25 protein-coding genes and 1 pseudogene are annotated in these 21699 nt (G+C 62.9%); 13 read left to right on the forward strand and 13 right to left on the reverse strand.

Features of this window, described 5'->3' with window-relative positions:
- The first annotated feature begins 926 nt into the window (after positions 1 to 926).
- From ACFQO4_RS01150 to ACFQO4_RS01160, 3 genes are all read left to right on the forward strand, one after another.
- Positions 927 to 1805: a DUF7351 domain-containing protein gene (locus ACFQO4_RS01150; protein ID WP_500259180.1), complete on the forward strand. Its 879-nt coding sequence runs from the start codon at positions 927 to 929 to the stop codon at positions 1803 to 1805.
- Between the two features lie 115 nt (positions 1806 to 1920).
- Positions 1921 to 3009 carry an aminopeptidase gene (locus ACFQO4_RS01155; RefSeq protein ID WP_500259181.1) on the forward strand — a complete coding sequence of 363 codons (1089 nt, stop codon included), beginning with the start codon at positions 1921 to 1923 and terminating at the stop codon, positions 3007 to 3009.
- A gap of 123 nt (positions 3010 to 3132) precedes the next feature.
- The gene (locus tag ACFQO4_RS01160) at positions 3133 to 3576 is read left to right on the forward strand and encodes a universal stress protein (protein ID WP_500259182.1); all 444 of its coding nucleotides are present in this window, start codon (positions 3133 to 3135) and stop codon (positions 3574 to 3576) included.
- Positions 3577 to 3649: 73 nt separating this feature from the next.
- Here ACFQO4_RS01160 and ACFQO4_RS01165 read toward each other — a convergent pair whose 3' ends face one another.
- The 4 genes from ACFQO4_RS01165 to ACFQO4_RS01180 all read right to left on the reverse strand — a co-directional run bounded on the left by ACFQO4_RS01165 (position 3650) and on the right by ACFQO4_RS01180 (position 6921).
- The gene (locus tag ACFQO4_RS01165; RefSeq protein ID WP_500259183.1) at positions 3650 to 4003 is read right to left on the reverse strand and encodes a hypothetical protein; all 354 of its coding nucleotides are present in this window, start codon (positions 4001 to 4003) and stop codon (positions 3650 to 3652) included.
- A 169-nt stretch (positions 4004 to 4172) separates the two neighbouring features.
- Positions 4173 to 4685, reverse strand: a complete 513-nt coding sequence (locus ACFQO4_RS01170) for a metal-dependent transcriptional regulator (protein ID WP_500259184.1) — start codon at positions 4683 to 4685, stop codon at positions 4173 to 4175.
- Positions 4686 to 4758: 73 nt separating this feature from the next.
- Positions 4759 to 6177: a hypothetical protein gene (locus ACFQO4_RS01175; RefSeq protein WP_500259185.1), complete on the reverse strand. Its 1419-nt coding sequence runs from the start codon at positions 6175 to 6177 to the stop codon at positions 4759 to 4761.
- A 162-nt stretch (positions 6178 to 6339) separates the two neighbouring features.
- A complete protein-coding gene (locus ACFQO4_RS01180) occupies positions 6340 to 6921 on the reverse strand; it encodes a DUF7998 family protein (RefSeq protein WP_500260433.1) in 582 nt (193 codons plus the stop codon).
- Positions 6922 to 7048: 127 nt separating this feature from the next.
- On the opposite strand from ACFQO4_RS01180, the gene ACFQO4_RS01185 reads away from it, so the two are divergent.
- From ACFQO4_RS01185 to ACFQO4_RS01200, 4 genes and pseudogenes are all read left to right on the forward strand, one after another.
- Positions 7049 to 8086: a sodium:calcium antiporter gene (locus ACFQO4_RS01185; RefSeq protein WP_500259186.1), complete on the forward strand. Its 1038-nt coding sequence runs from the start codon at positions 7049 to 7051 to the stop codon at positions 8084 to 8086.
- Between the two features lie 132 nt (positions 8087 to 8218).
- Positions 8219 to 8548, forward strand: a complete 330-nt coding sequence (locus ACFQO4_RS01190; RefSeq protein ID WP_500259187.1) for a cupin domain-containing protein — start codon at positions 8219 to 8221, stop codon at positions 8546 to 8548.
- 84 nt (positions 8549 to 8632) lie between these two features.
- Positions 8633 to 9205: a dihydrofolate reductase family protein gene (locus tag ACFQO4_RS01195; protein ID WP_500259188.1), complete on the forward strand. Its 573-nt coding sequence runs from the start codon at positions 8633 to 8635 to the stop codon at positions 9203 to 9205.
- A 117-nt stretch (positions 9206 to 9322) separates the two neighbouring features.
- Positions 9323 to 9795: pseudogene (locus ACFQO4_RS01200) on the forward strand (DUF2267 domain-containing protein).
- Between the two features lie 75 nt (positions 9796 to 9870).
- On the opposite strand, the gene ACFQO4_RS01205 reads toward ACFQO4_RS01200, so the two are convergent.
- The 9 genes from ACFQO4_RS01205 to ACFQO4_RS01245 all read right to left on the reverse strand — a co-directional run bounded on the left by ACFQO4_RS01205 (position 9871) and on the right by ACFQO4_RS01245 (position 16809).
- Complete coding sequence (locus ACFQO4_RS01205) at positions 9871 to 10278, reverse strand: YbhB/YbcL family Raf kinase inhibitor-like protein (protein WP_500260434.1); 408 nt, start codon at positions 10276 to 10278, stop codon at positions 9871 to 9873.
- Positions 10279 to 10774: 496 nt separating this feature from the next.
- A complete protein-coding gene (locus tag ACFQO4_RS01210; protein ID WP_500259189.1) occupies positions 10775 to 11011 on the reverse strand; it encodes a hypothetical protein in 237 nt (78 codons plus the stop codon).
- Between the two features lie 82 nt (positions 11012 to 11093).
- Positions 11094 to 12191 (reverse strand): Mrp/NBP35 family ATP-binding protein, encoded by a 1098-nt coding sequence (locus ACFQO4_RS01215; protein WP_500259190.1) that lies wholly within the window; start codon positions 12189 to 12191, stop codon positions 11094 to 11096.
- Between the two features lie 79 nt (positions 12192 to 12270).
- Positions 12271 to 12471 carry a hypothetical protein gene (locus ACFQO4_RS01220; protein WP_311136822.1) on the reverse strand — a complete coding sequence of 67 codons (201 nt, stop codon included), beginning with the start codon at positions 12469 to 12471 and terminating at the stop codon, positions 12271 to 12273.
- On the reverse strand, positions 12471 to 13835 hold the full coding sequence (nrfD, locus tag ACFQO4_RS01225) for an NrfD/PsrC family molybdoenzyme membrane anchor subunit (protein WP_500259191.1): 1365 nt from the start codon (positions 13833 to 13835) through the stop codon (positions 12471 to 12473). The genes ACFQO4_RS01220 and nrfD overlap by 1 nt, the downstream gene beginning before the upstream one ends.
- Positions 13832 to 15103, reverse strand: a complete 1272-nt coding sequence (locus ACFQO4_RS01230) for a 4Fe-4S ferredoxin N-terminal domain-containing protein (protein ID WP_500259192.1) — start codon at positions 15101 to 15103, stop codon at positions 13832 to 13834. The genes nrfD and ACFQO4_RS01230 overlap by 4 nt, the downstream gene beginning before the upstream one ends.
- 52 nt (positions 15104 to 15155) lie before the next feature.
- The gene (locus ACFQO4_RS01235) at positions 15156 to 15656 is read right to left on the reverse strand and encodes a halocyanin domain-containing protein (protein WP_500259193.1); all 501 of its coding nucleotides are present in this window, start codon (positions 15654 to 15656) and stop codon (positions 15156 to 15158) included.
- Between the two features lie 136 nt (positions 15657 to 15792).
- Positions 15793 to 16464, reverse strand: a complete 672-nt coding sequence (locus tag ACFQO4_RS01240) for a helix-turn-helix domain-containing protein (protein WP_500259194.1) — start codon at positions 16462 to 16464, stop codon at positions 15793 to 15795.
- A 129-nt stretch (positions 16465 to 16593) separates the two neighbouring features.
- Positions 16594 to 16809, reverse strand: coding sequence for a hypothetical protein (locus ACFQO4_RS01245; protein ID WP_500259195.1), 216 nt, complete (start codon positions 16807 to 16809; stop codon positions 16594 to 16596).
- Between the two features lie 275 nt (positions 16810 to 17084).
- Between ACFQO4_RS01245 and ACFQO4_RS01250 the strand changes: the two genes are divergently transcribed.
- From ACFQO4_RS01250 to ACFQO4_RS01275, 6 genes are all read left to right on the forward strand, one after another.
- Positions 17085 to 17318, forward strand: coding sequence for a DUF2249 domain-containing protein (locus ACFQO4_RS01250; protein ID WP_253434883.1), 234 nt, complete (start codon positions 17085 to 17087; stop codon positions 17316 to 17318).
- A gap of 188 nt (positions 17319 to 17506) precedes the next feature.
- Complete coding sequence (locus ACFQO4_RS01255; RefSeq protein ID WP_500259196.1) at positions 17507 to 17782, forward strand: DUF2249 domain-containing protein; 276 nt, start codon at positions 17507 to 17509, stop codon at positions 17780 to 17782.
- Positions 17783 to 17980: 198 nt separating this feature from the next.
- Complete coding sequence (gene nirK / locus ACFQO4_RS01260) at positions 17981 to 19084, forward strand: copper-containing nitrite reductase (protein ID WP_500259197.1); 1104 nt, start codon at positions 17981 to 17983, stop codon at positions 19082 to 19084.
- A 396-nt stretch (positions 19085 to 19480) separates the two neighbouring features.
- The gene (locus ACFQO4_RS01265; protein ID WP_500259198.1) at positions 19481 to 21010 is read left to right on the forward strand and encodes a heme o synthase; all 1530 of its coding nucleotides are present in this window, start codon (positions 19481 to 19483) and stop codon (positions 21008 to 21010) included.
- Positions 21007 to 21462, forward strand: coding sequence for a DUF3054 domain-containing protein (locus tag ACFQO4_RS01270; protein ID WP_500259199.1), 456 nt, complete (start codon positions 21007 to 21009; stop codon positions 21460 to 21462). Before ACFQO4_RS01265 ends, ACFQO4_RS01270 begins: the two co-directional genes overlap by 4 nt.
- A 78-nt stretch (positions 21463 to 21540) precedes the next feature.
- Complete coding sequence (locus ACFQO4_RS01275) at positions 21541 to 21678, forward strand: DUF7560 family zinc ribbon protein (protein ID WP_500259200.1); 138 nt, start codon at positions 21541 to 21543, stop codon at positions 21676 to 21678.
- The last annotated feature ends 21 nt before the right edge of the window (positions 21679 to 21699 follow it).

Genomic DNA, 21699 nt, shown 5'->3' on the forward strand with positions numbered 1-21699 from the left:
AGCTCTCGCTAAAATTTGTCAGTTTCGAGTTTTGTTTGATGGATTCGTTCATTAGTAGTGTATAATACCCCCACTATAAATCCAGATACGCTCTCGACATCCTCTCAACTTACTGGGAAAGTACACAACGCGAAACTCGACGACGTAAGTTTCGTGTAGAGCGTAGTCGACGGACCGAGTTGACCGCTCAACTCTGCTCTAATGAGAGCAGGGAGAGTGCCGTAGCCGACAACCAAGAATACGGCTTCAGAAGGAACGTATTGCACAATCGATCGACTCAGGAACTCCGTTCTGGGTCGCTGTCGCATCATCAAAGTCCACGACGCGAGGAAACCGGTTCGACCTCATTAATCTTGTGTAATTATATCAATACCTTATTCTGGAGATATTGGCAGAATAGTATCAATACCGGCTCGAGACGGCTTCGTCGGCCTCACCACACAACTCGTTCTGCTGACCCACACGAGAGCAATGCTCTCGTGACGGCGTGAATCTACTCGTGCGTACACGGCAAAATAACCCTAGCCGAAGTCCGATCTCTCAGACCCTACTCGATTCCGCTACTAGCCGTAAAGACCGCTGAGCGAGAAAAAGGATTTTGCCTTCGTCGACGAGGACACCAGGCCACCCTCGAGAACGTCACCGAAGAATTAGCGGGAACCATCGTTGGTGATCGATTGATCTCGAGGGAAGACGAATTTGAAGATGTAGTGGAGAGCTGGCCGGCAACGACGGAACACGCCGGGATACTCGAGTTCGGTCTACCCGTCTGTGGTAACTTCCGACTAGTAGATAGTAGCGTCGAGACCGCGGCATAGATCCGGTCCAGTTATCGAGTGCTATCGTACGAAAAGACCGAATCTCGGACAGAGATCACCTGGCCGGCTGGCGGAATAGCTTTCTCACCATCTCGCCATAGACCCTCCATGAGCGACGACGAAGCAGTTTCGGTCGAACACCGGCCGCCAGAGGAGGTGTTCGGACTGCTCTCGAACGACCTCCGCGTAGAGATCGTTCAGGTTCTTGGGAAGAACGGAGAGCCGCTATCGTTTTTGGACCTCCGGACAGCTGTGAGCGAACGGGACTCGGGGAAGTTCAACTATCACCTTCAAAAACTCGTCGGCCACTTCGTGACCCAGGACGAAGACGGCTACCGACTCTCGTTCGCCGGTGAACAGGTATACGGTGCTATCCTCTCGGGGTCGTACACGGCAAACGCATCGATTCCCCCGTTCGAGTTCGACGGACCGTGTCCGATGTGTAGTCACTCCGGCCTCATCGCAGAGTACGGTAACGAGACGGCGCTACTCTACTGTCGAGAGTGCGAAGCGTGGCGCAATGAATTCTCGTTTCCACCTGGCACGCTCGGCCAATTCGCCCGTCAGGAACTCCCGTTTGCCTTCGACCGCTGGATGCGGGCGACGGTGATGAAATTCCTTCAGGGCTTCTGTGAGAACTGCGGTGGCCGAGTCGATGCGGCCCTCGAGCGGGCTTCGTCGGCCAATTCGAGACCCGTTAGAGCAGTATTCGAGTGCGAACGTTGCGACGATGAATTACGGGCTTCACCTGCACTCCCGGTACTGTACCACCCGGTCACCATCTCATTTTTCGAACAACACGGCGTTAACGTGCTGCACGATCCCTCCTGGCGGTACTACGACGAGGACGACGACATGGCGATCGAGATGATAAACGACGATCCGTCGAGCGTCCGTGTGTCCGTTACGCTAGACGAGATGGAACTCGTCGCCACGGTCGACCACGACGTCACGATCACGGACGTGGCCATCAGGAGCAGCGACTAGAGACCAGAAGCGACAGGAGAGGTGTAGTCCGGTATCGCCCACTTCTTACAGCCATCTTACAGAAGTGCGCTTCTGGGAACGATCAAGATGACGCTTGCCTAGTTACCAGACGGACATGGACCCACGAGTCGTGGAACACGCGCGTATCATCGTCGACCACTCTATCGCTGTGATGCCAGGAGACGAGGTGCTGATTACGGCCCCATCTGAAGCCGAAGATCTGGCTGTCGCGCTGAACGAACTCCTCGGAGATCGCGGTGCTCGACCGATTTACATCGGGCCGAGTAGCCGAGCCCAGCGTGCATTTATGCGGGCGATGGATCCCGACGACTACGACGGGCCGCCAGCCGCGTACATGGCCCTCGCCGAAAACGTCGACGCCTCGATCGCTATCCGTGCGTCGTCGAACACCAACGAAACCAGCGACGTCCCTCCGGAGAAGACCACCGCCTATTCAGCGTTGATGAAGCCGTTCCAGGAAGAAATGGCGGACAAACGGTGGGTTGCTACCCAGTACCCTGCACCAGGGAACGCACAGGACGCCGAGATGAGTACGGCAGCGTACGCTGATTTCGTGTACGATGCCGTCAACAAGGACTGGGAAGATCAACGCGAGTTCCAGGAGAATCTGATCGCGTTGCTCGAGGAGGGACGCGAGGTACGAATTCGCTCTGGTGACACGACGGACATCACCATGTCGATCGACGGTATGGTACCGATAAACGACTTCGGTGAGAAGAACCTCCCTGGCGGTGAAGTCTTCACGGCGCCGAACCCAGACTCGGTCGAGGGCGAGGTGTTGTTCGACAAACCGCTGATGGCCTACGGACGCGAAGTCACGGGCGTTCAGCTCGTCTTTTCGAAAGGCGAGGTAGTGGACTACAGTGCGGGGAAGAATCAGGACCTGTTGGAGGCCGTTCTAGAGACCGACGACGGCGCTCGGCGACTCGGCGAACTCGGCATCGGTATGAACCGCGATATCGATCAGTTCACTCACAACATACTCTTCGACGAGAAGATGGGAAATACCGTTCACCTGGCACTGGGTCGCGCCATCGAGGAAAGCGTTGGCCCGGACCGTACGGGCAACGATTCGGCCATCCACATGGACATGATCGTCGACATGAGTGAGGACTCGGTTATCGAAATCGATGGTGAACGAATACAGCGAGATGGAACGTTTGTGTTCGAAGACGGATTCTAGAGACCGATACCCACCAAACGAGGTGGGTACGTTTGCAGTGACCGAAACGCCCCTCACGCTCGAGCGAGTGGTGGAACGTGTCTTTTTCACTGCAGGGCGTGTCAATCGATACAGAGACCGACAATGTACGACGAGATCCTCATTCCGACAGACGGGAGCGCCACTATCGATCAGACGCTCGAGCACGCCCTTCCGATCGCCGCCGACAACGATGCGAGAGTCCACGCGCTGTCGGTCATCGACACGCGGATCGTCCAGGCAGCAACGGGCGAGACGCGCGAGGAAATCAAGGCACAACTCGAACGCGAGAGTGAAGCAGCCGTCGCCGACGTCACCGAGCGGGCGACGGACGCCGGACTCGAGGGGGTCGAGGCGGTCGAGCGCGGCACACCAGCCAAAACGATCCTCGAATACGCCGAGACTCACGACGCCGATCTGATCGTCATCGGCACTCACGGGAAGAGTCCTCGAGAGAAACGGATTACGATGGGGAGCGTCTCCGAACGGGTCGTCGACAAGTCCCCGATTCCTGTGTTCGTCGTCCGTAGCGCCGATGGGGTCGTATAGGCCGGCGGATTTCTATAGACCAACGAGTTTTACTGTACCTCGTTTGAGAGAGTGGTCTTGGCAGCAGGTCGTGTCAGTACTCGTTTTGCACCTTGTCCATCTTACACTGGACACAGAGATCGTCAGCGAAGCAAGCGATATTCTCGTAGGGGCAATCGTACGCTTCGACGGTGACGGAGAGGCTCCGTTTCGCGTGCTCCCACTCGGCCGCCCAGTCTTCGATACGTGTATCGACGGAGGTGAACACGACCTCGTCGTCGCGGTCGATGATTTTCGCTGCGGCGACGTCGTGTTGATTTTCCTTCACCACCGCTATCGCGTCATAATAGGACGCACACCGAACCTCTTCAATTCCGTCAGTATCGTCCAATAATCGAACTCTGATGGAACCATCGTATTCCTCAGTCGGGTCCAGACCACCTGGCATAGTGGTACTCATGGGACGATACGATAAAAGGCCCCACCCCCGCCCGTTTCTACGGCGAATCGGTTTCGGGAAGGGGCCTCGAGAACGACTCGAGTTCCGCCCTCGACGATTGCTCCTTGCAGTATTCGACGGAGAACTGGCGGGGTGCGATTCGCGAACGTCCAGCGCGCTATCCGAACGTTCCGACGAGGCACGTCCCGTCGTCAGCGAGACGACGGCACGTTCGTTCGCGGGGGCGGTCGATACGCCGCTCGAGACGGACGAGCCCTTGCCCCGGGAGTTCGTACCCGATGCGGTAGGCAGTCTCGTCGTCGATGGCGTACGAGAGCGTGCGGTCGAAGAAGATGGCGACGACGCACTGACGCCACGCCAGCGTCTCCGCGAGTGCCGATCCGCGGTCGGTCAGTTCGAACCCGGCGTAGGGTTCCGTCTCGAGGAGCGAGGCACCGGCGAGTACGTCGACCATCTCGGTGACGCTGGCCGGCGCGACCGACAGCCGTTCGGCCAGTTCGCCGACCCGCACGCGACGGGTTCCGCGACCTGAGAGCCAGTAGCCACCGAGGAGGTACCAGCCGGAGGTGGTCGTGAGCACGTCCGTCGAGTCCGGATCTGGGGACTCGCGCCTCGAGTCGCCCATCGGTACCCTCGATCGTTCACCGCTCGAGCCTGGTGTGGTGTCCATCGACCACTACTCGCGCGTCTAGCCGGGAAATTCCTCGTCCGAATACGTTCGTATTTCGTATTTCTGTCTTCGGTCACCTGGGAGGCGAGTCGACGCCAGACTGGTGCTCAGGCTGGGACTGAGGCTGGGAGGGCGACGGCTCGCTTCCTGGCCCCTCGCTCGAGAATCGGCCGAGCAGCAGGCCCGGCACCGAGTGGGGACTGTGACGTCTGAGGATCAGGACCACGTTGAGCAGGAAGAGCGCGGCGCCGATCGTGACCGAGATCCCGCCGATGGTCGAGACCGTTCCCAGGGCTCCCGAGAGTTCGAACGCGTCGCTGACGACCAGCAACCCCACCCCGAGGACGAAACAGACGAAGTCGACCCGTGCCACCCGGTCGTCGTAGAGGTCGTCGATCATGGGCACCGGTTCGAGACCGAGTCGATCGCTGTAGCGGTGGACCCAGACGATGAACGGAACCACGTGGTAGAGCGTCCCGAGGACGACGAAGCCGATGACGCCGTGGATCAACAGCGAGAAGGCGCCGGGGGCGCCGAAGAGCGTGGCCGGGTCGAGGGGGTCGCGAAACCAGGCTGGGCCGGTCCAGACCGCCCAACCCCCCACCGCCACGGCGAGGACGGCGTACCGACTGAGCATCGGCGTCCAGGGCACCTGCGCCTCGAGGAGTCGACGGGCCAGGATCACGCTCATTCCGAGGGCGCTGGCGACGACGAGGACCGCACCCACGCGGGCAAGTGGCGCGACGTCGAAGAGCCGTCCCCCAGCCAGCGCGAGGACACCCACGGGATGGCCGACCGACTCGAGTCGACGGAGCGGGAGGTCGATCCCGTGGAGACTCGACTGGGTGAACATCGTGGCGAGCTGGTAGAGCGCTCCGTAGACAGTCGTGAGGACGGCCCCGTAGAGGGCGAGAGTCGCGTGGCTCATCCGGACCGATCCGTGGCTCACGGGCGTCCCCGCGAGAAATGGCCGCGTCAGGCCGGCCGCGAGAACCACGCCCAGACCCGTCAGCAGGACGAAAAAGCCCAGTGCGATGGCGAAGTGACGCTCGGTGACGTCCCACGGCCGAGCCGAGCGAAGCGTCCGCCCGACGTTGTAGACGAACGTCCAGAACCCCGCGAGCATCACGACCCCGCCGAGCGGGAGCCAGCGGTACGCGCCCAGCAGAAGCGCGGCGGCGAACGCGAGGAGGCCGGCGACGACCAGCCACAGCTGCGCGTTTGCCAGCCGCCTCGAGTGGATGGCGACGCCTGACCAGACCGGGACGAACTGCGTCATCGCGCCCATGATCGTCACGGCGACCCAGCCCACCAGGAGGAGGTGCACGTGCGCCAACCCGAGGTTCCCGGGGACGAGGGTTCCGTCGAACGATTGGACGGCCCCCGCGAGGGCCCCGGTGAGCAACAGCCCGGTCCCGACCAGGAAGTGTCGAAGAGGGATCGTCATCGGCGGACCTCGATCCGCGTCGATCGATCCCGGAATCGCGCTCATATTCAGTGAGAGGGGCTCGAGCTACCTCGAGATAGTTCCGAACATATTCCGGTCGGCGTTCGCTGGTGGATGCTTTGGCGGCGAGGCGGCGAGCGATGAGCGACGAGAGCGTCCTTCCTGAGAAACGAGAAGCCACAACCCAGAAACGCGACGCTCAGAACGTCAGAACGGCGCATCCGAACTGCCCCGGCTCGGACCCGTCGCACCCATCGAGCGCTCCATCGGATTAGACCCGATGTCGCCGCTCGGCTCGTGATCGACCGCGCCCGTTTCGAGGAAGGCGGCCTCGACCTCCTCGAGTTGGGCGTTGATCGCCTCGCTCTGGTGGTGCATCGGCGCCGCGCGCACCGAGACGAGGTCGTACTCGTGGCGCTCTGAGAGCCCGTTCCAGGCCCGGAACGAGCCGATCGTGAGGGTGTGCGTCTGCGGGCAAAACGGCGTCGTCGGGGTGAACTCCGCACGGAGAACCGCGGGGTCGGCTCGGTCCCGGGCGTACCGGTAGCCGGCGCCCGGGTGGCGGGTGTCGAGGTTGAGCCGGGCGAGGTTGTAGTTGAAGGTCATGTCGTAGACTTTTCGCTCCTCGAAACAGTCGCGCGTGAGTCGATGGAATGCCAGGTGGTCGTCGCCGGTCAAGAGGTCGGATTCCTCGAGGAACGGTCCAGGCTTCGGAAGGTTCTCCGGAACGTACTCGTCGTAGTCGTCGAAGAGGTCCTCCGCACCGAACGGGGATCGAAAGCCGCGCATACCGAATGGAAGGTACTCCGGAACCCTATGGGTAGTCCCGGACATATTCGCGTCGATGGCGACGAGCGCGTCGAACACGTCGACATTTCGGACCGATTTATACCCTTCCGTCCCAACACGTCCGGCAATGGTCTTCCCAGGAGTCCTCGCGGGCGGGTCGCTGGTCGACGTCATCGTCGTCCTCGTGGCCACGGGCGTGATCTGGATCGGGAGCGGCTGGCTCGAGGGGTCAGCCGATCGACTCTCGGCGTACTACGAACTCCCGGCCGTCGTCCAGGGGTCGATCGTGGTCGCCGTCGGCTCGAGTTTTCCCGAACTGGCGAGCGTCGTGTTCACGGCGTTGGCCGGGACATTCGACATGGGTGTCGGGGCAGTCGTCGGCTCCGCGATCTTCAACATCCTGGTGATCCCTGCGCTCGCCGGCATCTTTTCGGACGGAACCATGGAGACGAACCGGGCCATCGTCTACAAGGAAGCCCAGTTCTACATGATCGCCGTCTCGGGGTTGATCATCACGTTCGCGCTGGCGGTCATCTACAACCCCGTCTCCAACGGCTCGGGACTCGGCGGCGAAATCACCCGGCCGCTGGCGATGCTCCCGATCGGACTGTACGGCCTGTACCTCTTCATCCAGTGGCAGGACGTCAGCGATTACGAGGCTACGGAGGCGAAGCCGTCGATCGACCTCGCTCGAGAGTGGGCGAAACTCGCCGGCGGATTGCTCCTGATCCTCGTGGCGGTCCACCAGCTGGTGGGTAGCGTCGAATCGTTGGGCGCGACGTTCGGCATCCCGGAGTTCCTCGCCGGCGTCACGATCATCGCGGGCGCGACGAGCCTGCCTGACATGCTGGTGAGCATCCGGTCCGCTCGAGGCGGCAACGAGGAGACGAGTCTCGGCAACGTCCTCGGTTCGAACACGTTCGACCTGCTCGTGGCGATTCCCATCGGCGTGTTGATCGTCGGGACGGTCGCGGTAGACTTCGCAGTCGCCATCCCGATGTTCGGCGTGCTCACCCTCGCCACGGTGGTCCTCTTTGCGGTCATGCGAACCGACCTCTCGTTGACCACCCGGGAAGCGTACCTGCTGCTCGTGAGCTATCTGGTGTTCGTCGGCTGGGTGATTGCGGAAACGGTCGGCGTAACCAACCTGATCAGGGGCGTTTGAGAGCGATCGTCACTTGAGATTTGGACGTGAGCGCGTCGCTCGAGGTCCGGATACGACCGCACCACTCGAGGCCCGGAAACCGAATCGGTTCGGGCGAATCCCCAAGGCTCCGGGATGCGTGCGTACCACTATATGTCACAACCGACCGCCGATTCCGCCGCACCCACCGAGCGCGCCGTTCTCGAGGACCTCGAGGGCGCGCCCCACGCCCGCGTCTTCGAGGGCGAACCACAGACGATCAGGCTCACGCTCTCCGCTGGCGATTCCATCGCCCCTCACCAGCACCCCGACCGACAGATCGTCTTCTACGTGCTCGAGGGACGCCTGAACGTCACGCTCGGCGAGGACGAACACGAACTCGAGGCCGACGATATCGTCCGCTTCGACGGCGACCAGTACGTCTCCCCGGAGGCCATCGAGGATAGTGTGGCGTTGCTGGTGCTGGCGCCTCGAGTCGATTAGCGACTAGCAATTAGCGCCCGTCGTTATCGACGGGGCGCACCCTTCGAGGGCAAGAACGATCGTCCCTGGAGTCGTACGAGCAGCGTGACCACCGGGACGATCATCCTCTCCCTCGCAACCAGCGTCGACGGATTCATCGCCGCCGAAGACGGTGGCGTCGAGTGGCTCGAGGAGTTTGAATCGACGAAGGAGAGTGACGGCAAAAGCGAAAGCGAAGGCGAAGGCGAAAGCGGATACGACGCGTTCTTCGCAGATATCGACGCCCTCGTGATGGGCGCGAATACGTACGAACAGGTGCGGTCCTTCGGCGCGTGGCCATACGAGGATCGGCCGACATACGTGTTAACTCACGACGATACCGAACCGGTCGTGGACACCGCCGAAACCGTCGAGTTCGTCGACGAACCGGTTGCGGATCTCGCTCTCCGAGTCCGGGATCAGTACGCCAGTATCTGGCTCGTGGGTGGCGCTCAGGTCGCCCGGGCGTTTCTCGAGGCGAGGCAGGTGGACCAACTCCAGTTGACCATCGCTCCCATCCTGCTCGGCGGCGGGATTCGCCTGTTCGGGACGGACGGACCGAGAAATCGGCTGAAACTAGAAGAGACGACGTCGCTCGAGAGCGGACTCGTCGAGCTTCGGTACGGGATCCAGGAGTAGCGGTTTCCCCTCGAGATCGGTTGGACGGTGGAGGACAGCGGAAGACAGTGGAGGACAGCGGACCGGAAGGGGTGCCCACTACGTGTTTATCACGCTGATCGTCGTCCGTTCACTGCCATGAATTTCGACGAGTTCACCGGCGAGGTCCAGAACCGCCTCGAGCTCCCGGCACCGGCGAGACCGTCCGCGCGATCCGGGCGACGCTCATGACTTTAGGACAGCGCATACCCGAAGGGGCGGCCGAGGACCTCGCCGCCTCGCTCCCGATGAAGATCCAGTGGTACATGACCGGCGCCGTCCACGAGCACGGCCAGCGATTCGACTGGAGGGAGTTCGTCTCGCGGGTGAGTGACATCGAGCGCGCCGACCCGCCGGAAGCAGCCTACCACGCTCGAGTCATCGTCGACTTCGTTCGGACGCAGGTTCCTGCTTCTGATTTCCAGCAACTCCGCGACCAGCTGCCCGAGAGCGAAGACGACGAGAACTGGCGGAAGCTCTTCGAGGTCGTCGATGGCGGCTGGGGCGAGGCCGAGGAGGCTCAGATCGGCGGCGGGCCACAGCCCACGAACGACGGCGACGATGCCGAGTGACAGGGACAGGGACAATAACCGCCTCGAACACCTCGACGACGGACGGCGAATCCCGTCCGAATCCGCCCAGTCGACCTACGGCGGATACGTCCCGGTCAACTGCGTCTGTGCGATCACGTGCCCGTCCATTTCTCTGCCGAGTTCCTCGGCCGAGGCGCCCGTCTCGAGGTCGAACACCGCGTCGAGGGCGTACGCTTTGAATCGATAGGTGTGCTCGGCGTCCGGGGGCGATGGGCCGCCGTAGCCGACGCCGCCGAAGTCGTTCTCCCCCTCGACGGCACCAGCGGCATCCCATTCCTCCGGAATCGTGGTCGTCTCTGGCGGCACGTTCCACACCAGCCAGTGGACCCAGATTCGCCCGGCCGGTTCGACGGCGTCCGGATCGTCGACTATCAGGGCGAGCGAGTCAGCTTCGTCCGGCACTTTCGATAGCTCGAGCGGCGGATTGACGTCCCGTTCGCCGCGCCCGTACTCGTCGGGAATCCGCTCGCCGTCGTCGAAGGCGGGGCTGGTGAGTCGGAGGTCACCCTGCTGGGCCGCCTCCGCGAGCGCGGGATTGTCGTCGTCTTCGTTACCGCCGCCGGGACCGCCAGACCCGCCGAACTCGCCGAAACACCCTGCGAGGATCGCGACGAGTGCGGTCGTAATCGTGCGTCGTGTCATATTCATCTCCGTTCTGTCCCGGCTCACGTTCGCGTTCTCGAGCGGCTTCCCGGACCGGCGTCGTCATCTCCTGTAGGACGACGGTCGCGGCCTCGAGTCGGTAGGGACCCGACTTGTGAAAGCCGAGCGCTCGAGTCGAGTACCTGAACCACCGCCAGCGGAATAAAACACCCACCCGTCGCAGCGGAGAGCGCCCGGTCCGATCGGAAGCGACTACCGTTTACCGCTTCGATCGGGAGCGGTTGACGTTCGCCGTTCGGCAGCGGACACTCTTCGCCGTTCGACGCGTGCGCTCACGATCACACCGAGAGTGCCGTCACCAGTAGCCGCCGCCCCTGGGGCCGTCATAGTCGACGAATCGACCCGACTGCCACGGGGCGAGGGCGAGTTTCCCCTCGATGATCGTCACAGTAACGCGCTCTTCGATGATCTCGTTCGCGACCGACTCGGCAATCTGGCGATACCTGATCCCGATCGACGCATTCGCCATCGGTGTGCTGGGGCCGGCGCTCGGTGTCGAGGCGTGGTGGATCCGAGCACCGAGTAGACCCATTGCTATAAAAAGTATACTTAGAGTAGAAACGGCGGCAGTACTCGAGCAATCGATGGGAAACTGGAGACGGGAAATCGAACGTCTACTGACCGGCAGCGGACGGAACGGGCTCTTCGGTCTCGTTCGACGTTGCGTCAGCGACTCGACCCCGGTTCACCTCTCCGATGCGGTCGACGACGGTTTCGACGAGATCCTCGAGGGCCCCCTGGACGGGGCTCGAGTCGTCCTTGACCGGCGGGACGTCGCGTTCCTCGGCGCCGAATTCGGGGTCGAGAGGGAGTTTCGCGAGCAGCGGGACGTCGTATTCGGCGCTGATGTCATCGCCACCGTCGCGGCCGAAGAGGTCGTGCTGGTCGTCGCAGTTCGGACACCGGAAGGTCGACATGTTCTCGACGATTCCCAGGATCGGCGCGTCGTGTTCCTGGAACATGCGCAGCCCCTTCCGGGTGTCGTCAACGGCCATCTGCTGGGGCGTCGTGACGATGACGGCCCCCGCGACGGGCATGAGCTGGAGGAGGTTGAGCGTCGCGTCGCCGGTTCCCGGCGGTAGGTCGACGATGAGATAATCGAGGACGCCCCACTCGACCTCCTGAAGGAACTGCGTCATGATGTTGTTGACCATCGGTCCCCGGAGAATCGCCGGGTCGTCCGCGTTCTCCGTGAGAAAGCCCATGCTGATGACGCGGACGCCGTCCGACCGGGGCGGGACGAGTTCCCCGTCGGGCGTAATTCCGGGTTCGCCCTCGATCGGCAGGATGCGCGGGACGTTCGGGCCGTGGATGTCCGAGTCGAGGATACCGACCCGTGCGCCCAGTTTCTCGAGACCGGCCGCGAGGTTCGCAGCGACGGTCGTCTTGCCGACCCCACCCTTGCCGCTCGAGACGGCGATCACGTTCTTCACCCGGGGGAGGATCTCCTCGTCGAAGCCGTGGCCCTCGCCCACGTGGGCTCGAACGTCGGCCTCGAGGTCCGCGTCGAGGTCGGCGACGACTTCGCGGATTCGGTTCCCCATCGTCATCTCGGCGGGGGCGTAGGGCGCGTTGAACGCCAGCGAAATCCGGGCGGTGTTGTCCTCGATCGAGACGTCGTTGACGAGGCCGAGCGAGACGATGTCGTCCTCGAGTTCGGGGTCCTGTACAGTTGCGAGTTGGGTTCGGAGGTCGGATGTGGATACGGTCATAGGTTTGGTTTGGATTGAATCGGTAGTCGGTGTCGTTCGTCGCTCGATACGCGGGTCGAAGGGCGGCGGTGAAACGTGCCTAGAAGAAGATCACGTCGAGAATCACCGTCTTGATGAACATCGCGGTCCACAGGAGCGTTGTCAGTCCTACGAGGTAGACCACCCCGAGGGTCGCCGTCTTTCTGTCGCGAGGCTCGCCGAGGTACCACGCCAAGAGGACGACGTAGACCGGGACCAGGATGATCCCGAAGATGAGCCACGTGCCGGGGCCGAACTCCATCACGCGTTCACCTCCATTGGGGAGTCAGCCGTCGGAACCGATTCGGCCTCGTCGTCGTGACCCCGGAGTTCCTCGATCGCGTGGAGTTCGACGACCGGGATGACCTTCGCGACGACCATGAAGAACATGGTGACGATGGCGATGGTTCCGACCAGCGAGGACAGTTCGACGAGACTCGGGACGTACGTCCCCGGGACGCCGCGATAGAGGCTGAAGGTGGGGTGCATGAGCCCCTCGACGACGAAGAGGATCTTCTCGACCAGCGTCGCACAGAGCACCGCGACCGCCGCGGCGATGCTGCGCTCGAGGCTGAACAGCGACGGGCGGAGCGTCTGTGCGAATACGTACGCCATCGTCCCGGCGACCAAGCTCATCGATACCCAGTACAGCGGCTGAGCGAGTTTGGCGTGCATCGCGTAGTCGACGTCGACGGGCGGCGCGAAGACGCCGTTGATGACCTGCTGGAGCTGGAGCCAGAGGAACAGCAGACTGAAGAAGCCGAGCCACAACAAGAGCCCGCGGAACACGTCGTCGGTGATGATGTGGTCCCAGTCGTAGGCCCGTCGGAACGCGTAGGAGGCGATCAGGACGCCGCTGATGGCCGAGGTCAGCGCGATGGTCAGGAACTGGGGGCCCTGAATCGCGCCCGACCAGCCCGGCATCGACGACAGCAGGGCGAACAGCCACGGGATCACTCCCCCGTGGAGCAACAGCGGCGCGAGGATGATGATCCCCAGCGCGAGCCACCAGACCATCCGTTCGACGACCTCGTCTTCCGCCTCTGTGTACCCGATCGTCAACGCCCGGTACAGCGGCTCGAGTCGATCCGGGAGGTCGTCGCGAAGCCGCGTAATGTCGTACCGTATCGTCAGCGCGAGGTAGGTCGCAGTCATCACGAAGTAGAGCGTGATGACGGTCACGTCCCAGACCAGCGGCGACGTGTGAATCGTCTCGTGGTAGTTGAGCAGGATGCTCGTGACGATCCGGTCCGGCCGGCCGACGTGGATGATGATGTACAACCCGGCCGCCGTCAGCCCGGCGATCGTCAGCAACTCCGCGAGTCGAGCGACCGGCTTGTACCGGTCCATCCCGAGCAGGCGAACCGCCGCCGACAGGATAATCCCGCCGTGGGCGATCCCGACCCACCAGATGAACGCGCCGATGTACAGCCCCCAGGTGACGCCGCCGCTCGAGCCCCAGTCCCCGAGGTTGGTGACGATGAGGCCGTCCCGAAGCTGGAGTCCCCAGCCGATCAGGAACGCGAGGATTCCCAGGGAGACGACCGCGAGCAGGCCGTAGTATCCCTTCGAGGTGCGCTGCATCGGCCGAACGATGTCCGCATCGCTCGGACGTTGGGTGCTCACGGCGAGACACCTCCGGCAAACGTACCGTCGTCAAGGACTTCCTTCCGGCGGTCGAGTTGCCCGACGTCCTCGTAGGCCACGGGCCCCTCGACCTGTTTCGCATCGGGGCCCGGTTCGTTCCCGACGAAGACGACGTTCGGGTCGGTGCCGAGTTCCTCGAGCAGTCGGAACGTCGAGACCTTGTTCTCGGTCCGGTTGGGGAAGGTCTCGCGGTCGTTTGGGTTCGACTCGCGGACTTGCTCGAGGTAGCGGTTGGGGTCGCTGTCCTCGTCGTTCATGTCCCCGAAGTGAATGGCGTCCATCGCGCAGGCGTCCTCGCAGGCGGTCGTGCCGATCTTGTCCTCGCCGCGCTTGCCGTCCTGGCGGGAGGGACACATCGTACACTTACCCATGACGCCCTTCGGGGGCCGGCTGTCGACCCGGCGGTCGCGCCCGTCGTAGACGTGGTCCGGATCGAGTTCCGACTGCGGCGTATCGGGTTCACCCCACTGGAAGTAGTTCACGCCGTAGGGGCAGGCCACCTGACAGTACCGGCAGCCGATGCAGACGTCGTAGTCGGTGAGCACGAGGCCGTCCTCGGTCCGCTTGTGTCTCGCGGTCGTCGGACAGACCTTCTGGCAGGGGGCGTCCGAGCAGTGCTGGCACGTCCGCACGAGGAAGTTGTGCCCGTTCTGGTCGGGTTCTTCGTAGGTGAAGACGTACATCCAGTTGGCTCCCATCGAGGTGTTGTTCTCCTGGCTACAGGCGACCACGCAGGAGAGACAGCCGTCGCACTTCTCGAGGTCGATGACCATCCCGTACTGCTTGCCCTCATCTTCGCCTTCGCCGGCGGCCGCGGCCGGGTCGGCGCCCTCGGCGCTGTCCACCGTGGCCCAGGTACCGAGTCCGAGGAAGAGTCCCGCGGCTCCCATTTTCTTCATCACTTCGCGGCGGTCCATCTCGCCGTCCTCCTCGAAGGCGGCCAGTCTGTCGGCCAGCGAACGCTCGTCGTTCACGTCTTCGACCCCCGCCAGCTCCTCGGGCAGTTCGGTTTCGTCCACGTCGAACTCCTCGACGACCGCGTCGTGGTAGCGCGCGGCGAACTCGGCTTCGGTCAGCTCGCCCGCAACGAGGCGCTGGGCGTCTTTGGCCATCGCCAGTCCGAGATCGGCGTCGTGCTCGCCGTCCTCGAGTAGTTCGCGCATCTCCGCCTCCCACTCGTCGGTGTGGAGTGCCTCGAGCGTCTCCGTAGCGTCGGCGCCTCCGGTTTCGGCTTCGTCAGCGCTCATGCGCGAGTCCACCTCGGCGTTCGCGTCGTGAATAGTGCGATCATGGCTAGAGCTATTCGACGACGACGGCGCCTTTCATGCCCATGCTGACGTGGGGCGAGCAGTGGTAGGTGAAAGTGCCCGTCGCCTCGAAGGTGTGTTCGAAGGTGTCCCCCTCGTCGCTCAGCATCTCGCTCTCGAAGCTCCCGTCCTCGGCGATGACGTCGTGGCTGCCACCCTTGCCGGTCCACTCCCAGACGACGGTCGTTCCCGAGTCGACGACGATGGCCGCGGGCCCGTACGCGAAGCCATCCGAGCCAGCGCCGACGTCGACGGTGACCTCGGATTCCCCGGTGTAATCCTCGACGCCGTCGTAGTTGTTGGCGTCGTCGAGGTAGCCGTCGAAGTCGTACTCGACGCCGCCGTTCCCGTTCCCGTTGCCGTTTCCGCCGTTTCCATTTCCGTTCCCGCTGCTAGCTTCCTCGTCCTCGAGACACCCGGCGAGTCCGCCGAAGACGAGCGCTCCCCCGACGGCCTGTAGAAATTGCCGTTTCCGTCCATCGTGTACAGTCATAATACCTCTGGGCGGCAGTATGGAGTACGGGCATAGGGTCTCATTGGTGATTTCCAGACCACGGGAACACGCCCGATGATGTTCGGACAAACGTACTGTTTGGTATAGAACGAGAGAAATGCGCCCGAATGGTCGCTCAGGACACCAGCTCCTCCTCGAGCGGAGGCCGTTGCTCCACGTCGACCAGATTGTCGACGAACTGCTTGATGATCGCCTCTTCGGCCCGGTGGAGCGTCTCGCTGCAGGTCGACTTCGCGATGTCGAGACGACCGGCGAGGTCGGTCAGCGAACACCGTCGCGGGGTATCGTAGTACCCATGTTCGACGGCAGCGACGACGAGTTCGTGCTGGCGCTCAGACAGCAACTGCGTGTCGTGGAGTCGTTCATGGACGCTGTCGATACGGTATTCGAGGCCGAACCGGGAGAACTGATCGGCCAGCTGGGAGAGCCGGTCTCGAGAGCCGGCCACCTCGAGAGTCGCTTTCCCCTGTCGAATCTCGACCGGGAGCTCGATTGGCATGCCGGAGTCGCGGGAGGAGAAGAGCAACAACGGGGCCGTGGTCTCGAAGTGGACCGTCGCCTCGTTCTCGCTCCACTGGATCAACGAGATTTCGGTTAGCTGCGGATGATCCTCCATGTCCTCGAGAACGGACGGGACGTCGGGGCCGGTGATTCGAACCAGGGCGAACCCCGATTCGGCGCCTGGAACCGCGGCGTCGACGTAGAACGTCGCCTCCGGGTGGGCGCTCGAGACCTCCTGTACCCACACCTTCTTCGGGAGCGTGACGGTGAGCGTCGCGTGAGCCATACGAACACGTTCGGGTGCGTTCCCCCTAATGAGTACCCCAGAATATGATCGGTCGGGAACGACCGTGGGATTTATCATCTCGAAACGGAATCGCGGCAGGATTTCGCTCGAGAGCGGCGAGCAGCGGCGCTAGCGTTCTCCGGACGTCGGATGGAAGTCGGCATAGACCGGCCAGAAGGGGACCAGCAGAAGGAAGACAGCGACGACGAAGGCGGGGACAGCCAACCGTGCTGGCAGACCGAGCCACCACAGCAGGACCGTCCCCCCGAGGGCGAGTCCGACGTGGAGGAGCACCGCGATCTGGATCGAGAGGAATCCGTGCGTGCCGGCATCGGTCGGATACATCGAGTATCGGTACCGTTCGAATTCACAAAAGTGTACGTATTCTCACGTATCCGGCACGTCGACCGTCTGGACGGCACCTGGACGGTCGTCCAGGTATGCTCGGAATGTTTGACGGGACGGGTACCAGCTTGTGGATACGACGGGTTTTGGATAACATGTATTTTTGGTACGCACGTGAGCACGCGATTCAGAGGGCGAGTCGACGGTTCGCCTGGAACCGGCCCGAACGTATTCGGAGGAACGCCGATACCGGTAGAACCACTACCGACGACTGCATGACGACACTCGACGTCAGATCGATCCCGCCGGTCGACCGCCACCCGACGATTCACGACGCCTTCGACGAACTCGAGGCAGGCGAAACGCTGACGATCATCAACGATCACGAACCGAAGCCGCTGTTCTACGAGTTCCAGGCGGAAGTCGACGAGTTCGACGTCGACGGATACGCCGTCGAGCAGGCTGAGGCGGGGAAATTCGTCGCGGAGTTCCCCAAACGAGCCGAGTAACGCACCGTTCAAAACTGATACTGGTACCCTTACTCTCGTTCATCTCCACCGTTCGCGTCTTCGCGCGAACGTTTTCGTCTGTCGCGCTCAGTTGTCACCCTGAGTTGTCATCCTCGATCATCAGCCTCGCTCGTCACCCGAACGCATTCGCGAACAAGTAGAGAGCCCTCGAGCCCATTTGTAGTCGTATGTCTACTCACGACCAGGGCCACGAATCCGTCGTCGAACGAACGGCAGCACCCGAGGACCGACCGCGAACCGTGCTTGACGTTCGATCGCTGGGGCCGCCGGCCCCGCTCGCGAACACGCTCGAGCAGCTGGCGGAACTCCCCGAGGAGACGGTGCTGATCCAGCGAAACGACCGCGCCCCGCAGTTTCTGTATCCGAAACTCGAGGATCGAGGCTACGTGTACGAGACGCTCGAGATGGACGCCGAAGTCGTGACCGTTATCTGGCGAGCATGACCGGAAACTCGGGTGTCGTCTCCGTTTTCACCGGGTTCGAACCCCCGTCTGGGCGAACTGCTTGAAGTTGATACCCTCATAATGGGGGGTCTTTTAAATATTTAAACTCATGTCCGAACACCTCCGTGTGTATTTCCATTGTTCGGGAATCGTATTCATACTTGAACATACGTCAAGGCATACTCCCAGGTGAGGACAATGACCCAACTGAATTCGAAACGACGACGGTTCTTACAGGGGCTCGGTGTGGCTGGTGCAGTAGCGGTCGCTGGCTGTGTCGGGAACGCTGACGAGGGGAACGGAAACGGCAACGGAAATGGCAACGGCGAAGAACCAGCGGGCGACGTCGAAGAGTCGCTCTCGAGTGCGAAGCCAGTAGACGTCGACCGCGTCGCAGCCGATCCGACAGACATTCCAGCGCCGGTCGACTGGACCGAGCCACGTCACCACGAAATTTCGATGACGACGACGGAGGTCACCGCGGAGATCGAACCGGGCGTCACCTTCGACTACATGACGTTCGACGACCAGATCCCGGGACCGATGATTCGCGTGCGCCGGGGCGACACGATCCACCTCACGCTCACGAACGGCGAGGAGAACTCGATGCCCCACAACATCGACCTGCACGCGGTCTACGGCCCCGGTGGGGGCGCCGAGGACACGACGATCAATCCGGGCGAGAGCGCGGAGATCGAGTTCAAAGCGATGTACCCCGGCGTACACGTCTACCACTGTGCGGTCCCGAACATGGACCACCACATCAGCGCTGGGATGTACGGCGCGATTCTCGTCGAGCCCGAGGACGGCCTCCCGGAGGTCGACCGCGAACTGTACTTCGGCCAGAACGAGCTGTACACGAAGGGCGCGCCCGGCGAAGAGGGCCACCACGCGTTCAGCTTCGACAAGATGAAAGCCGAGGATCCGACCTACGTCACCCTCAACGGCGAGGCCTACGCGTTCACCGGGAACGGCTACGGCCCCGTGACCGTCCAGAAGGGCGAACGGATTCGCGTCTTCTTCGCCAACGGAGGGCCGAACCTGACGAGTGCCCTCCACCCCATCGGGAACGTCTTCGACGAGTACTACCGCGAAGGCGACTTGGTCTCCGAGCCGGGCCGGTTCATCGAAACCGCGCCGGTCGTCCCCGGATCTGTCGCGGCCGGCGAGATGGAGACCCCGGTTCCCGGACCGATCAAGATCGTCGACCACGCGCTCACTCGAGCAGCCCGGCGGGGGATGCTGGGCGTCATCGAAGTCGAGGGCGAACCGGAACCCGACATCTACAATCCAGAACCGTAGGCTCGCCGTGTGCGGAGCTCGCTTTTCTTTTCCACGTTTTCTCTCCTCTACGATTCGACCCGCTTCTCGTCCACGACTTGCGACGGTCGATGAACTGTCACTCGCCGAACGTACCGTCCTGTCGGATGTAACCAGGTGCGGATTCAGGCTCGAGGGATGGATCCCTGACCGTTCTGATAACTGGCGACGGAATCGACGACCGTCGGATCTGACGGTAAGGAACGTCAGAACTGCTACCCGCCACCTCCTCCCTCCTCTCTTACCCTCGAGACCTCTCGCCGCTCGAGTCGGTCGAAACATGTTCGGGGGAATTGTCGGGTACGACCATTTTGAACGCTTTCGTGTGAACGGGAACGGATAGCGGATACCGCCCGTTCGAACACGCTCTACCCACTCATGACGACCCTGTTCACGACACGCCGATTCGTCCTCCTCCTCGCGACGACGACGCTCGCAACCTACGCGCTGCTCGCGACGGGAGCGGCGCTCGCGACGACCGACGCCGGGAGCGCCTGCGGGACGTGGCCGCTCTGTACCGACGGAATCGCCTCACTGACCGACCCGACGCTGATCGCCGTTCTCGGCCATCGACTGCTCGCCGGGGTCGTCGGCCTGTTACTCGTCCTGACGACGCTCGGTGCCTGGAAGGCGGAGGCGAGTCGACGAACGCGTATCGCCATCAGCGGCGGCGTGGTCCTCTTCGTGATCCAGGTCGGCGTCGGTGGACTCGTCGTCGTTACCGGGGAGCCCGTCGCGGGACGAGCCCACCTCGCGATCGCTGCCGTGCTCTTCACCGCGCTGCTCGCCGCCCTCGGCTGGACGCTCGAGGGCGAGTCATCCACCGAACGGACGACACCTGCTGTCGGCGAGCCGGCCCCGTCGTCCACGACCGGAAGCGAGCCCTCCGCATCCGCGGGCGAGCTGTCGTCCACAATCACAGGTGAACCGCCGTCCGTAGCCGCAAGCGAGCCATCGTCTACATCCGCAAGCGAACCGGCGTCGAATTCGACTCGAGGCGACGCGGAACGGTCGACACGCGCTCGACTCCGTTCGATGGGACGATCGTACCTCGAGTTGACGAAACCGCGGTTGATGTGGCTGCTGTGTCTGCTCGCGCTCGCGGGGATGGCGCTCGCGACGACGACCGGTCAGTGGCCCGACGGCGTGACCGTCGTGGCGACGCTCGCCGGCGGGGTACTGGCGACGGGAGCGAGCGGGGCGTTCAACCACGCCTACGAGCGCGACCGCGATCAGCAGATGTCGCGAACGGCGGACCGGCCCGTGGCGACAGACCAGGTGTCAGCCGCTCGTGCGACCCTCTTTGCGTTCGCGCTGGCCGTCCTTTCGATGGTCGTGCTCGTAACGCTGGTCAGTCGTCTCGTCGCGGCGCTGACGCTGGCGGCTATTGTCTACTACAGCGTGCTCTACACCGTCGTCCTCAAACCGAATACGACCTGGAACATCGCGATCGGCGGCGGGTCGGGCGCGCTTCCGGCCCTCATCGGCTGGGCCGCCGTCACGAGTTCGATCGGGTTGCCGGCAATCGTCCTCGCGCTAATCGTCGTCGTCTGGACGCCAGCGCACTTCTACAACCTCGCGATCGTCTACCGCGACGACTACGCGCAGGCCGGCTATCCGATGTTTCCGGTCGTTTCGGGCATCTCGGCCGCCCGTCGCCGTATCCTCCTGACCCTCGGCGGAACGCTGGTGATGACGACCGTGCTCGGCCTCGTGACCCCGCTCGGCTGGCTCTTCACCCTCTCGACGATCACCGCGGGTGGAATATTTCTCGTCGCGGCGGTCGTGCAGTGTCGCCGCCGAACCGACCGCGCGACGCTTCGGACGTTCCACGCCTCGAACGCCTACCTTGGCGTCGTCCTGCTCGCAATCGTCGCCGAAGCGCTCGTCGTCGGTCCCCGACCATGACCATGAACGCGATAACTCCACGCACCGGACTCCCCAGCCTCGACTCGAGCACCGCTTTCGTCGCCACCATCGTCGCTATCGGCGACGGAATCGCCATCCTCGCCTTCTTCGGCGTCGGCTTGCTCTCGCACGCGATCGAACCGTGGACGTACCCGATCCACACCCTCCGAACCGCCGTGCCGTTTCTGGTCGGCTGGCTGTTCGTGAGTTTGCTCGTCGGGACGTTCCGGCTCGAAACGCTTTCCAGCCCTTCCAGGACCCTTCGGTACGTCACGCTCGGCTGGGTCGGCGCCTCGATCGTCGGCGCTGCGATTCGGGCGACGGCGTACTTCCCCGGGGGTGCCCCGCTCGAGTTCGTCATCGTCAACGTCGTCTTCGGACTCGTCTTCGTCCTGCCGTGGCGACTCTGCGTCTCGCTGCTCGTTCGTCGGGCGCTTCGACGTCTCGTTTAAACACCCCCCACATAGTGTGGCTAGACCCCTATCGAGACCCGCCGTGTTCGTCTAGGTAGAGGTGCCCAACCGACTGCAATGACAACATACGAGTTCACCTGTCCGGACTGCGGCCAGCGAGACCCCGTGGACGGCGACGTGCGCGACGCGACGGCCGAGTACGGGTGCCCAGTCTGCGGAACGACGGTTTCCCGCGAACACTTTCTCGCCCACTGATGGCGTTTTGGCGCGTTTAGA

This window comes from Saliphagus sp. GCM10025334 (assembly GCF_042663485.1).
GTDB lineage: Archaea > Halobacteriota > Halobacteria > Halobacteriales > Natrialbaceae > Natronosalvus.